The organism is Streptomyces dryopteridis, from assembly GCF_049606955.1.
Lineage (GTDB): Bacteria > Actinomycetota > Actinomycetes > Streptomycetales > Streptomycetaceae > Streptomyces.
On sequence record NZ_CP187113.1, the window covers coordinates 4141628 to 4154436 of the forward strand.

The 12809-nt window shown below is 72.1% G+C and carries 12 protein-coding genes and 2 tRNA genes; 10 read left to right on the plus strand and 4 right to left on the minus strand.

Going from position 1 to position 12809, the window contains the following annotated elements; genetic code table 11:
• Positions 1-53: 53 nt before the first annotated feature.
• On the plus strand, positions 54-638 hold the full coding sequence (locus ACN20G_RS17705; RefSeq protein WP_424213760.1) for a biotin transporter BioY: 585 nt from the start codon (positions 54-56) through the stop codon (positions 636-638).
• A 67-nt stretch (positions 639-705) separates the two neighbouring features.
• Here ACN20G_RS17705 and ACN20G_RS17710 read toward each other — a convergent pair whose 3' ends face one another.
• On the minus strand, positions 706-2160 hold the full coding sequence (locus ACN20G_RS17710; RefSeq protein WP_424213761.1) for an amino acid permease: 1455 nt from the start codon (positions 2158-2160) through the stop codon (positions 706-708).
• Positions 2161-2388: 228 nt separating this feature from the next.
• Between ACN20G_RS17710 and ACN20G_RS17715 the strand changes: the two genes are divergently transcribed.
• Positions 2389-2883 carry a ribose-5-phosphate isomerase gene (locus tag ACN20G_RS17715; protein ID WP_424213762.1) on the plus strand — a complete coding sequence of 165 codons (495 nt, stop codon included), beginning with the start codon at positions 2389-2391 and terminating at the stop codon, positions 2881-2883.
• 97 nt (positions 2884-2980) lie between these two features.
• Positions 2981-3787 (plus strand): Fpg/Nei family DNA glycosylase, encoded by an 807-nt coding sequence (locus ACN20G_RS17720; protein ID WP_424213763.1) that lies wholly within the window; start codon positions 2981-2983, stop codon positions 3785-3787.
• Between the two features lie 22 nt (positions 3788-3809).
• On the opposite strand, the gene ACN20G_RS17725 is transcribed toward ACN20G_RS17720, so the two are convergent.
• On the minus strand, positions 3810-4859 hold the full coding sequence (locus ACN20G_RS17725; RefSeq protein ID WP_424213764.1) for an LLM class flavin-dependent oxidoreductase: 1050 nt from the start codon (positions 4857-4859) through the stop codon (positions 3810-3812).
• A 104-nt stretch (positions 4860-4963) separates the two neighbouring features.
• On the minus strand, positions 4964-6199 hold the full coding sequence (locus ACN20G_RS17730) for a GNAT family N-acetyltransferase (protein ID WP_424213765.1): 1236 nt from the start codon (positions 6197-6199) through the stop codon (positions 4964-4966).
• Positions 6200-6316: 117 nt separating this feature from the next.
• Between ACN20G_RS17730 and ACN20G_RS17735 the strand changes: the two genes are divergently transcribed.
• The 4 genes from ACN20G_RS17735 (at position 6317) to ACN20G_RS17750 (ending at position 9736) form a co-directional block, all read left to right on the plus strand.
• Positions 6317-7462 carry a PP2C family protein-serine/threonine phosphatase gene (locus tag ACN20G_RS17735; protein WP_424213766.1) on the plus strand — a complete coding sequence of 382 codons (1146 nt, stop codon included), beginning with the start codon at positions 6317-6319 and terminating at the stop codon, positions 7460-7462.
• Between the two features lie 73 nt (positions 7463-7535).
• A complete protein-coding gene (locus ACN20G_RS17740; protein ID WP_424213767.1) occupies positions 7536-8942 on the plus strand; it encodes a pyridoxal phosphate-dependent decarboxylase family protein in 1407 nt (468 codons plus the stop codon).
• Entirely contained in the window at positions 8939-9448 is a 510-nt protein-coding gene (locus ACN20G_RS17745; RefSeq protein ID WP_424213768.1) for an HD domain-containing protein, read from the plus strand. The genes ACN20G_RS17740 and ACN20G_RS17745 overlap by 4 nt, the downstream gene beginning before the upstream one ends.
• 93 nt (positions 9449-9541) lie before the next feature.
• Positions 9542-9736: a hypothetical protein gene (locus tag ACN20G_RS17750; protein WP_424213769.1), complete on the plus strand. Its 195-nt coding sequence runs from the start codon at positions 9542-9544 to the stop codon at positions 9734-9736.
• 155 nt (positions 9737-9891) lie between these two features.
• Here ACN20G_RS17750 and ACN20G_RS17755 read toward each other — a convergent pair.
• Positions 9892-9962 (minus strand) — tRNA-Gly (locus ACN20G_RS17755).
• 155 nt (positions 9963-10117) lie between these two features.
• Between ACN20G_RS17755 and ACN20G_RS17760 the strand changes: the two genes are divergently transcribed.
• The 3 genes from ACN20G_RS17760 to ACN20G_RS17770 all read left to right on the plus strand — a co-directional run bounded on the left by ACN20G_RS17760 (position 10118) and on the right by ACN20G_RS17770 (position 12805).
• Positions 10118-10194, plus strand: a tRNA-Pro gene (locus tag ACN20G_RS17760).
• 290 nt (positions 10195-10484) lie between these two features.
• Complete coding sequence (tig, locus tag ACN20G_RS17765; protein ID WP_424213770.1) at positions 10485-11864, plus strand: trigger factor; 1380 nt, start codon at positions 10485-10487, stop codon at positions 11862-11864.
• 323 nt (positions 11865-12187) lie between these two features.
• Complete coding sequence (locus tag ACN20G_RS17770) at positions 12188-12805, plus strand: ATP-dependent Clp protease proteolytic subunit (protein ID WP_424213771.1); 618 nt, start codon at positions 12188-12190, stop codon at positions 12803-12805.
• The last annotated feature ends 4 nt before the right edge of the window (positions 12806-12809 follow it).

Consider the following 12809-nt stretch of genomic DNA (forward strand, 5'->3'; position numbering starts at 1 on the left):
CGCCCGCACTAGCGTCGGGACGTTCCCCATACCTGCCCCCTCGCGGAGTCCCCATGAGCACTGCATCCGTCGCCTCCCGTCCCGGTCTCGTCCTGGCCGACCTGCTGCCCGCGAGCCGCGTCCGTGACGTGGCCCTGGTCGCCGGCGGCGCCGCGCTCACCGGGATCGCCGCGCAGATCGCCGTGCCGATCCCCGGCTCCCCGGTGCCCGTCACCGGTCAGACCTTCGCGGCCCTCCTCGTCGGAACCGCCCTCGGCGCCCGCCGCGGCGCCCTCTCCCTCGGCCTGTACGCCGCTCTCGGCGCGGTCGGCCTGCCCTGGTTCGCCAACGGCACCTCCGGGGCCTTCGGCGCCTCCTTCGGCTACGTCCTCGGGATGCTGCTCGCCGCGACCGTGGTCGGCGCCCTCGCCCGGCGCGGCGCCGACCGCTCCGTGCTCCGCACCGCCGGCGCCATGGTGCTCGGCTCCGCCCTCGTGTACGCCGTCGGCGTCCCCTACCTCATGGGCGCCACCGGCATGGGCCTGACCGCCGCCCTCGCCGCCGGCGTCGTCCCCTTCCTCGTCGGCGACGCCCTCAAGGCCGCCCTCGCCATGGGCCTGCTGCCCACCGCGTGGAAGCTCCTGGACCGCCGCGCCTGAGTCCCGGCGACCGAACGGCCCCGGACCGCGAGCGGTGGTCCGGGGCCGTCGGCGTTCCGCGGGGCGATCAGCCGGCGTCGACGCCGGCCCGCCGGCGCAGCACGTCACGCGAGACGCCCACCGCCACCACGACCGCCGCCACCAGCACCGACAGCAGCACGACCTCGCGGTTCGCGTCGTCGAACAGCATGTAGACCAGCACGAACGAGATCATCGCGGCCGTGGCCCAGGTCAGGTACGGGAACAGCCACATCCGCACCGTCAGCCTCTCCGGCGCCTCGCGCAGCAGGATCCCGCGCATCCGCAGCTGCGTGAAGCAGATCACCAGCCACACGAACAACGCCACCGCGCCCGAGGAATTCAGCAGGAACAGGAAGACGCTGTCCTTGAACGCGTAGTTGAAGTAGACCGCCACGAACCCGAAGACCACCGAGGCCAGGATCGCCGTCACCGGCACGCCCTTGGCGTTGACCTTCGCGAAGGCCCTCGGCGCGTCCCCGCGCTCGCCCAGCGAGAACGCCATCCGCGAGGCCGTGTACAGCCCCGAGTTCAGGCAGGACAGCACCGCCGTCAACACGATCACGTTCATGATCTGCCCGGCCGCGGGGATCCCGATCGAGTCCAGGGCCGCGACGTACGAACCCTTCTCCTGGATCGACGGGTCGTTCCACGGCAGCAGCGTCAGCACCACCAGGATCGACCCCAGGTAGAACACGCCGATCCGCCAGATCACCGAGTTCGTCGCCTTCGTCACCGCGCGCCGAGGGTCCTCCGACTCGCCCGCCGCCAGCGTCACGATCTCGCTGCCCATGAACGAGAACACCACCATCAGCACACCGGTCAGCACCGCACCCACCCCGTGCGGGAAGAACCCGCCGGTGTCCGTCAGGTGCGCCAGACCCGCGCCCGGGTTGTCCGACCCGGGCAGCAGCCCGAACACGGCCAGCAGGCCCACCACGACGAACGCGCCGATCGCGACCACCTTGATGCCCGCGAACCAGAACTCGAACTCGCCGTACGAGGCCACCGAACCCAGGTTCGTCACCGTCAGCACGGCCATCACGATCAACGCCCACGCCCACTGCGGCACGGCCGGGACCCAGCCTTCCAGGATCACCGCGCCGGCGGTCGCCTCCACCGCCAGCACCACGACCCAGAAGAACCAGTACAGCCAGCCGATCGAGAACCCGGCCCAGCGGCCCAGCGCCCGGTCCGCGTACGCCGAGAACGACCCCGAGTTCGGGCTCGCCGCCGCCATCTCGCCGAGCATCCGCATCACGAAGACCACCATCGCGCCGACCAGCGCGTACGAGATCAGGATGGCGGGCCCGGCCTTGGCGATGCCGCCGCTCGACCCCACGAACAGACCGGCGCCGATCACGCCGCCGATCGCGATCATGGAGAGGTGTCGGTTCTTCAGACCGGCCTTGAGGCCGTCGGAGGGCTGGGGGGAGTCGGTGCCGGAGCCGGGTTCGCCGGAGGGGCCGCCGCCTGCCTTCCGAAGGGTCGTCGTGTTGCTCATGGACGAATCCTTGGGTGTGAGGGGTGCTCGGGTTACGAGTTGCCCGACATCAAACCCCGGCCCCCGCCCGGGGCGGAAGACCCTCCCCCGGACGGTTGCCCCGGGCACGAAGTCCGGGACCTTCGTCCCCCCTTGCCCCATCAGGGTCCTTAAGCGTTACTTGAGGTTTTCGAGTGACCCACGCCACCCCGCGACGAGCCCCGGCCGGCCCCGTGCCACACTCGTCCCATGCGCGTGTACCTCGGATCCGACCATGCCGGCTACGAACTGAAGAACCACCTCGTGGACTGGCTCAAGAACAACGGCCACGAGCCCGTCGACCTCGGCCCCCACATCTACGACGCCGTGGACGACTACCCGCCGTTCTGCCTCCGCGCCGCCGAGCGCACCGCCGCCGACGCCGACAGCCTCGGCATCGTCATCGGCGGCTCCGGCAACGGCGAGCAGATCGCCGCCAACAAGGTCAAGGGCGTCCGCGCGATCCTGGCCTGGAGCGTCGAGACCGCCAAGCTCGGCCGCGAGCACAACAACGCCAACGTCATCTCCGTCGGCGGCCGCATGCACACCCAGGACGAGGCCGTCTCCTTCATCGAGGCGTTCCTCGCCACCCCCTACTCGGACGAGGAGCGGCACACCCGCCGCATCGACATGCTCTCCGCGTACGAGACCACCGGCGAACTGCCCCCCATCCCGGCCCACCACCCGCAGGCCGACGCGAGCTGACGCCCGCGGCCACACCGGACCCGCCACGACGTGCCGCCCGCCCCGCCCCGGGGCCGGGCGGCACGCGCACGACCGCACCACACCCGAGGAGCCCGCCGTGCCCGAAGGGCATACGATCCACCGCCTCGCCCAGGACCACGCCGAGCGCTTCGCCGGCCGCCCCGTCCGCGTCAGCAGCCCCCAGGGCCGCTTCGCCGACTCCGCCGCCCTCCTCGACGGCCGCGTCCTCGACACCACCGAGGCCCACGGCAAACACCTCTTCCTCGGCTTCGGCGACGACTGGATCCACGTCCACCTCGGACTCTTCGGCAAATACGGCTTCGGCCCGCTCCCCGCACCCCCGGCCACCGCCACCGTCCGGATGCGCCTCACCGGCCACGACACCTACGCCGACCTGCGCGGACCCACCACCTGCGCCCTCCTCACCGAGGACGACAAGGCCGCGATACACGAGCGCCTCGGCCCCGACCCGCTGCGCCCCGACGACGACCCCGACCGCGCCTGGGCCCGGATCAGCCGCTCCCGCACCACCGTCGCCGCCCTCCTCATGGACCAGAAGGTCATCGCCGGCGTCGGCAACGTCTACCGCGCCGAGGTCCTCTTCCGGCACGGCATCGACCCCTACCGCGCCGGCCGCGACCTCACCCGCCGCGAATGGGACGCGATCTGGACCGACCTCGTCGCCCTCATGCGCGAGGGCGTCCGCCTCAACCGCATCGACACCGTCCGCCCCGAACACACCCCCGAGGCCATGGGCCGCCCGCCCCGCGTCGACGACCACGGCGGCGAGGTGTACGTGTACCGCCGCGCCGCCATGCCCTGCCACCTGTGCGGCGACGAGATCCGCACCGCCGACCTCGCCGCCCGCAACCTCTTCTGGTGCCCCACCTGCCAACAGCGCTGAGCGCGGGGCGCGGGCGGGGGGCTCAGGCGAAGCGGGGCATGATCCGGTCGTGGATCAGCCGCAACTGCGTCGGGATGTCCGCCACCCCGTCCAGCACGCGTCCCGTGAAGGCGTGCACCAGGGTCCGGTCGGTCAACGCGCAGATCATGTGGTTCACGCCCGCCGGGGCGATCTCCCGGGCGATCTTCTCGGCGCACTCCTCCGGGGTCCCGGAGATCGACAGCCGCTCCGCCACCTCCGGCGGGGTCAACTCGATCCCCGCCGCCAGATCGCCCTCCCGAATGGCCTCGATCGCCGGCTTCAACACCACCGGGTCCACCCCGTTGCGCACCAACTGGGCCTCGGGCATCGCGGAGGCGTAGATGCCCACCATGCTGCGGGCCGCCTCCTTCGCCGCCGCGCCGTCCTCACCGACCGAGAACACCACCCACGCGCCGATGTCCAACGACGCGAAGTCCCGGCCCGCCCGCTCGGCGCCCGCGCGGACGTGCCGCACCGCGTACTCGTACGCCTCCCGCGTGTAGCTCAACGCGTGGTGACACCCGTCCGACAGTTCCCCCGCCGCCTCGAAGGACCGCGGCCCGAGCATCGCGCCCAGCTTCAACGGCACCCGCTCCTGCGCGGGACGGGCGAAGGTGTACAGGCCGTCGTACCGGTAGAACTCGCCCTCGAAGGTGATGCTCCCCTCGTCGAGGAGGGTCCGCGCCACGTGCAGCGCCTCCTTCGTCCGCGACAGGGGCTTGGCACGGGCCGCGTCGATGCCGTACTGCGCCAGCAACTCGACGTTCCCGCTGGAGAGCACCGCCTCCGCCCGCCCGTTCGACAGCTCGTCCAGGGTGGCCAGCGCCTGGGCCAGGTGCGTGGGCTCGCGCAACAGCATCGGGGACACGCTCGGCCCGAACCGGATCCGGCTCGTCCGCCCGGCGGCCGCCGCGAACAGCAACCACAGGTCCTTGTGCCAGGTCTCGTCCGCCGCGTAGCAGGCGTGGAAACCCAAGGAGTCCGCCAACTCGATCGCGTCGAGGGACTCGTTCAACGGATGGTCCGGTAACAGGGCGTAACTGAATCGCATGCCGCGAGCATAGGCCCGCGTCACCCCCGCCGGACCGGGCCCGCCCATTCGCGCCACACGACGACCGAGACCCGCCCACCCGCACGGGCCTCGGCACCGAAGACTCAGAACCCGTGCGGCAACCAGGGGGCCACGTCGCCCGCGAACGCCGTCGACGCCGCCGCCAACGCGCCCGGCCGCAGCTCCGTCACCAGACCCGCCGCCGCCAGCTCCCGCAAGGTGGTCCCGCCGAGATAGGCCGCGCCCAGCTCCCGCACGTCCAAGCGCAGCTCCGCCGCGTCCGTCGTCGGAGCGCACTGCGCGCCCTTGGCGTCCCCCGTCAACCGACGCCGGCCCGAGTTCTCCGGCAGGAACCCGTCCACCACGTCCAGCACCACGTCCACCGGCGAGCGGTAACGCCGCGCCGCCAGCGCCGCGTCCACGTCCACCAACCGCACGTGCAACGAGTCCCGCACCCGGACCTCGCACCGCCGCACGTCGTTCACCAGGTGCAACAACGGCGCGTCCACCGGCAGCCTGTGCACCCGCACCCGCGAGACCAGGTCCAGCTCGAACACGTACCGCCACAACGCCGCGTACGCCGCCGGGGTCGACGCGTCCAGGGTGCGGACCTCCGCCTTCCCCTCCGCGCCCGACAACTCCCAGTCCGAACGCAGCGCGTACCGCACGTAGCCCACGACCTCGCCCGCCGCGTCCTCCGCCACCACGCACACCAGCGGGGAACAGCCCTCCCGGTTCGCCTCCGGGTCCAGCAGGTCCTGCTCCTCCCAGCCCGGGCGCCGCTCCATCATCCCCGGCCGCTCCGGCACCAGCGCCGCGTACACCCGCTCGCACGCCGCCAGCGCCTCGCGCGGATCCACCCGCCGCAACCGCACCTCGTCCACGCCCTCGGGCAGCCGCGCGATCCGGGCCCGCGTCACGTCCGCGTCCAACGAGACGCACCGCGTCCCGACCCCGTACCCGAACCGGCCGTAGATCTCCGGCTCCGAGGCCGTCAGCACCGCCACCGCCTCGCCGCGCGCCCGCACGTCGTCCAACTGCCGGCGCATCATCGACGTGAGGACCCCGCGCCGGCGGTGCGTCGGCGCCACCCCCACCATCGTCACCCCGGCCACCGGCAGCACCCCGCCGCCCGGCAACGTCATCCGGAACGAGAACGCCCCGGCACACCCCACCGGCGTCTCCCCGTCCCACACGCCCAGCGACCGCTCGAACTCGGTCAGCGACCGGTACAGCTTCCGCTCCTCAGGCGACTCCGGCGTGCCCCCGAAGGCCCATTCGAGGTTTCCGTACCAGGAGTCCCACTCCTCGGGCCGCAGCACCCGCGTCTCAATAGCCATAGGACCATGCTTAACAGGGCATTCCGCCGGAGTCGAAGGGTTTTCGACCCGGAATCGACATCCGTCGCAGGGGTAGCCCTGCGCGTACACAGCGAAGGTGGATAGGGTCCCCTGACAATGGCCAAAGCCCGTGTGGAGACGATCGCGGCCCGGATGCGCAAGACCTGGCACCGGGCACGCACCGCCCTGCGCAAATCCGCCGTGGACTACTTCCGCGGCGACGCGTCCGACTGGGTGGCCTTCGTCGGCCTCTTCCTCACCATTCCCGCGATCACCTGCGGCACACTCCTGTGGCCCGTCTGGTTCTCGCCCTCCGCCCTCGTCATGCCCATCGTCGCCGGCGGACTCCTGCTGCGCCCCGCGAGCCTCCTCGCCCTCTACGCCTCCGCCGCCGCCTCCCTGATCATCGAGGCCCTGGTCCTGGGCCCCTACACCGAGGGCCCCGCCCGCGTCACCCCCGGCACCGTCCTCGTCGTCGCCGCCACCGGACTCTTCGGCCTGGTCATCGCCCAGTTCCGCAGCCGCGTCGGCGTCCCCTGGAGACGCGGCGGCACCATGCTCTTCGACCTCCGCGAACGCATCCGCGTCCAGAGCGAACTGCCCGCCCTCCCCGACGGCTGGCACCACGAGATGGCCCTGCGCCCCGCCGGCGGCCAGTCCTTCTCCGGCGACTTCGTCGTCGCCGCCCGCACCGGCCCCCGCGGCCGCACCCTGGAGATCGTCCTCACCGACGTCTCCGGCAAGGGCATGGACGCCGGCTCCCGCGCCCTGCTCCTCTCCGGCGCCTTCGGCGGCCTCCTCGGCTCCCTGCCCCCGCCCGACTTCCTCCCCGCCGCCAACGGCTACCTGCTCCGCCAGGACTGGGACGAGGGCTTCGCCACCTCCATCCACCTGGTCCTCGACCTGGAGACCGGCGACTACGAACTCCTCTCCGCCGGCCACCTGCCCGCCCTCCAGCTCAACGCCGGCACCGGCCGCTGGAGCGAACGCACCGGCGAGGGCCCCCTCCTCGGCGTCTACGACGGGGCCGAGTTCGAACCCGCCAAGGGCACCCTCGGCAAGGGCGACGTCCTCATGCTCTTCACCGACGGCCTCGTCGAGACCTCCGACCGCGACATCGCCGAGGGCATCGACCGCCTCACCGGCGAAGCCGACCGCTACGTGGCCGCCGGCTGGGAGGGCGCCGCCTGGCACCTCATCGAGAAGGTCGCCAAGGACGTCAACGACGACCGCGCCCTCCTCCTCATCCGCCGCTCCCACTGAGCCGAGGCCCCGGCAGGCCGGCGCACGGCGATTGGCCGGCCCGCTCCCGCCCCGCCCGCTCTACCGTGCGCCCATGCACCCGCGCCTCGCCGCCGACCTCGACCGGCTCGCCGACCTCCTCGACACCACCGCCGCCGTCGCCCGCGACACCCTCGCCGGCCTCCACGACCGCCCCGTCCTCCCCCCGGCCGGCCCCGCCCCGACCCCGGAGGTCGACCCCGAGGACGGCATCGGCTTCGACGCCGCCCTCGCCGCCTTCCGCCGCGACTGGGAACCCCGCCTCTCCGCCTCCGCCGGCCCCCGCTACCTCGGCTTCGTCACCGGCGGCGCCACCCCCGCCGCCCTCGCCGGCGACTGGCTCACCGCCACCCACGACCAGAACCCCAACTCCGCCCTCGACCCCGCCGGCCAACACCTCGAACGCGAGACCCTCGCCCGCCTGCGCCCCTGGTTCGGCCTCTCCGACGCCCACACCGGCACACTCGTCTCCGGCGCCACCCAGTCCAACACCGTCGGCCTGGCCATCGCCCGCGAATGGCTCGGCGAGCACGCCGGCCTCAGCCCCGCCGCCGACGGCGTCACCGCCCTCACCGCCGCCGGGATCACCCCCCGCGTGTACTCCGGCGCCCCGCACTCCTCCGTCGCCAAGGCCCTCGCGATCCTCGGCCTCGGCCGCTCCGCCCTCGTCACCCTCCCCACCCTCCCCGGCCGCGAGGCCGTCGACCCCGAGGCCCTCGACCGCGCCCTGAGCGCCCACCCCGGCCCCGCCGTGATCCTCGGCAACGCCGGCACCGTCAACACCGTCGACTTCGACGACCTCACCGCGCTGGCCGCCCTCCGCGACCGACACGGCGCCTGGCTGCACGTGGACGCAGCCTTCGGCGCCTTCGCCGCGCTCAGCCCCGACCACGCCCACCTCCTGGCCGGTCTCGACGCCGCCGACTCCGTCTGCGTCGACCTGCACAAGTGGCTGAACGTCCCCTACGACAGCGCCGCGCAGTTCACCCGCCGCCCCGACCTCCAGGCCCGCGTGTACGCCAACACCGCCGCCTACCTCGGCCCCCTCGGCCCCGAGCCCGACCTCGTGCACCTCACCCCCGAGAACTCCCACCGACTGCGCGCCCTGGCCGCCTGGTTCACCATCCGCGCCTACGGCCGCGCCGGCCACCGTGAGATCGTCGAACGCGACATCGCCTGCGCCCGGATCCTCGGCGAACACCTCGCCGCCGACCCCGCGCTGCGCCTGCTCGCCCCCGTCCGCCTCAACGTCGTCTGCTTCACCCTCGCCACCGGCCCCGACCCCACCGCCCTCGCCGCCCTGCGCGAGGCCGCCGCCGAGGAGGTGTTCACCACCCCCACCGTCCTCGACGGCACCCCCGCCCTGCGCGCCGCCTTCGCCAACTGGCGCACCACCCCCGACGACGCCCGCCGCGCCGCCCGCGCCCTGTCCGCCGCCGCCCGAAAGGTCACCGCCCGATGACGCACGAAGCACCGCGACACCTCACCCTCGCCGAGGTCGAGGCCCTGGCCCGCGCCGCCCACGCCCCGCAGACCGACAAACTCGGCCGCCCCTACGTCGAACACCTCGCCGCCGTCGCCGCCGGCGTGCGCGAGCGGGGCGGGGACGCCGAACTCCAGGCCGCCGCCTGGCTCCACGACGCCGTCGAGGACCACGCCCTCACCGAGGAGTGGCTGGAAAACGCCGCCCTGTCGGACCGGGTCAAAGCCGTGGTCCGCGCCCTCACCAAGGCCCCCGGCGAGAGCCCCGAGAGCTACACCGCGCGGATCCTCGCCACCCCCGGCGCCCTCCTCGTGAAGACCGCCGACCTCGCCCACAACACCGACCCCACCCGCCTCGCCGCCCTCGACGACCCCACCCGTGCGCGCCTGCGCGCCAAATACGCGCGCACGCGGGCCCTCCTCGGCCTCGCCGGTCCCGCCGACCCCACCCCCTCCGGGGATGTCGATCAGTCAGGCCACGGGTAGCCGGCCCCGGTTGGTGGGAGGATGCTCCATGTGGGTGTGTGGGAGGACCGCGCATCCCGGGCCGAGCGGGGACGACCGAGGATGTGAGGGATCATGGCCATTTCGCTGTCGGCGGTGGTGTTGCTGGCGATCATCATGGTGGTGCTGATCAGAGGGAAGAACCTGAAACCGGGCCCGGCGATCGTCGCCGTCCTCTTCGGCTTCTTCCTCGCCTCCAGCTCCATCGCCGGGAACGTCAACCAATTCCTGAACTCGATCGCCGACACCCTCGGCAAGATCAGCTTCTAGGGACGCGCGCCCGACCGCACACGCACCGCACGCGGGACGCCGACGACGCCGTCCCGCCCACCGGCCGTGCCCGGACACCCGCCCGCGGCCCCGTGAAACGCCGAAGGGCCGGAACGGGGAGCGGACTCCACCGTCCCGACCCTCGGTCGAAACGAAGCGGGCGACGGGAATCGAACCCGCGTAGCCAGTTTGGAAGACTGGGGCTCTACCATTGAGCTACGCCCGCAAGCGCACCACCGGACCCCGGACCCGGGGTGTGGCACGTCACGCATCCTAGCGGGTTCCCGGGCGGCGGCGCACACCACTTCCCGACACCGCCGACGAGCGCGAGAACCCGCGTGTCGGAGGGTCCCCGGGCATGTACCCTACGTGTCGCACCGACGGGGTGTGGCGCAGCTTGGTAGCGCGTCCGCTTTGGGAGCGGAAGGTCGTCGGTTCGAATCCGGCCACCCCGACCATCATCTGTTCGTCGCGTCCGATCCGCCGACGGCCCCGGGCCGTCGGCGCGGACCGCCCCACAACCCCGCGCACGCGCCCCCGCGCGCGTACTCCCACGCCCCGCGCGCACCCCTCTCCACACCTCGCCGGCCGACCCCCGACGTGAAGATCGCGTTGTGGGCAGGTTCTCGTGTGCGGTTACTATGCAAGCTGCGTGCCCGTGTGTCTGATGTACCGGGCCCGATCCGCCGGCCCGCTGATTCCCAGCGTCGGCAGAACCCCCCGATGTCAGCCACAAGGAGACCGAACCGTGAAGAGCGCCGTGGAGACCCTGAACCCGACTCGGGTTCGGCTCACTGTCGAGGTGCCCTTCGAGGAGCTCAAGGACAGCCTCGACGCGGCGTACAAGAAGATCAACAAGCAGGTCACGGTCAAGGGCTTCCGTCAGGGCAAGATCCCGGCCCGGGTCATCGACCAGCGCTTCGGCCGCGGCGCGGTGCTGGAGGAGGCCGTCAACGACGCCCTCCCGAAGTACTACACCGAGGCCATCAACGAGGCCGAGCTGAACCCGCTGGGCCAGCCGGAGATCGACGTCACCGAGCTGAAGGACGGCGAGCTGCTGGCCTTCACCGCCGAGGTCGACATCCGCCCCGAGATCGAGATCCCGGACTACTCCGGCATCGAGGTCGAGGTCGACGCGGTCGAGGTCACCGACGAGGACGTCGAGAAGTCCGTCGAGCATCTGCGCGAGCGCTTCGCCGCCACCAACGTGGTCGAGCGCGCCGCCGCCGAGGGTGACGTCGTCACCATCGACCTCGAGGCCAAGGTCGACGGCGAGGTGCTGCCCGACGGCGTCGCCTCCGACGTCTCCTACACCATCGGCTCCGGCGAGCTGCTGGAAGGCATCGACGAGGCCGTGACCGGCCTGGAGGCCGGTGGCGAGGCCACCTTCACCTCCCAGCTCAAGGGCGGCTCCGCCGAGGGCAAGGACGCCGAGGTCACCGTGAAGGTCACCAAGGTCTCCGCCAAGGAGCTCCCGACCCTGGACGACGAGTTCGCCCAGATGGCCAGCGAGTTCGACACCCTCGACGAGCTGAAGGCCGACAGCCGCAAGCGCCTCGAGAACATGAAGCAGTACGACCAGGCCACCCAGGCCCAGGAGCGCGTGCTGGAGAAGTTCCTGGAGCTCGCGGAGATCCCCGTCCCCGAGAAGCTCCTCGAGGACGAGGTCAACACCCGCAAGCACAACCTGGAGCACCACCAGCTCGGCCAGATGGGCCTGAGCCTGGAGAAGTACCTGGAGTTCCAGGGCAAGACGGTCGAGGAGTTCGAGGCCGAGACCAAGGAGCAGGCGGTCAAGGGCATCAAGACCCAGTTCCTGCTGGACGCCCTGGTCAACAAGGAGAAGCTGAACGTCAACCAGGAGGAGCTCACCGAGCACCTGCTGCGCCGCGCCCAGTCCTCCGGCATGTCCCCCGACCAGTTCGCCCAGGCCGTCGTCGAGGGCGGCCAGGTCCCGATGCTGGTCGGCGAGGTCGCCCGCGGCAAGGCCCTCGCGGTCGTCGTCGAGGCCGCCAAGGTCGTCGACACCAAGGGTGAGGTCGTGGACCTCTCCGACGAGGACGAGGAGACCGCCGAGGTCGCCGACGCCGCCGTCGAGACCGAGGCCGTCGAGGCCGAGGCCAAGTAAGGCATCGCTCCGCCCCGGCGACACGCCGGGGTGAGCAGGGGAAGGCCCGGACGCGCCACGCGTCCGGGCCTTCCGCGTCACGGGGCCGCGCGGGGCGTCGGCCGGGGGCCGTCACCTTGCGCTCCAAGCGAACAGTTCGGGAAGCGGGATGGCGTCGTCCGACCTGCGCGTTAGGGTCCTTGAATACGAGGGCACGGAAAGCTGACGAACTTCACGGAACGCCGGCTTCCGCACCGGTCCGCCGAGTTGGACCGTGCAGGACCCGTGACCCCGAGAACGACACGCGAGGACGGCAACGCCGTCGGAGACGAGCAGGTGGCTACATGACGAATCTGAAGCCTTACGCCGCGGGGGAGACGGGTATCGGTGGTGGCCTCGGCGACCACGTCTACAACCGGCTGCTGGGTGAGCGGATCGTCTTCCTCGGCCAGCAGGTCGACGACGACATCGCCAACAAGATCACGGCGCAGCTCCTGCTCCTGGCGGCCGACCCGGACAAGGACATCTACCTCTACATCAACAGCCCCGGTGGCTCGGTGACGGCCGGCATGGCGATCTACGACACCATGCAGTACATCCCGAACGACATCGTCACCATCGGCATGGGCATGGCCGCCTCCATGGGCCAGTTCCTGCTGACGGGCGGCACCGCGGGCAAGCGCTTCGCGCTCCCCAACACCGACATCCTGATGCACCAGGGCTCCGCCGGCATCGGTGGCACCGCGTCGGACATCAAGATCCAGGCCCAGTACCTGCTGCGCACCAAGCAGCGGATGGCCGAGATCACCGCCCACCACTCCGGTCAGACCGTCGAGGCGATCATCCGCGACGGCGACCGCGACCGCTGGTTCACCGCCGAGGAGGCCAAGCAGTACGGCCTGATCGACGAGATCATCTCGGCCGCCTCCCTCGTCCCGGGCGGCGGCGGCACCGGGGCCTGAGCCG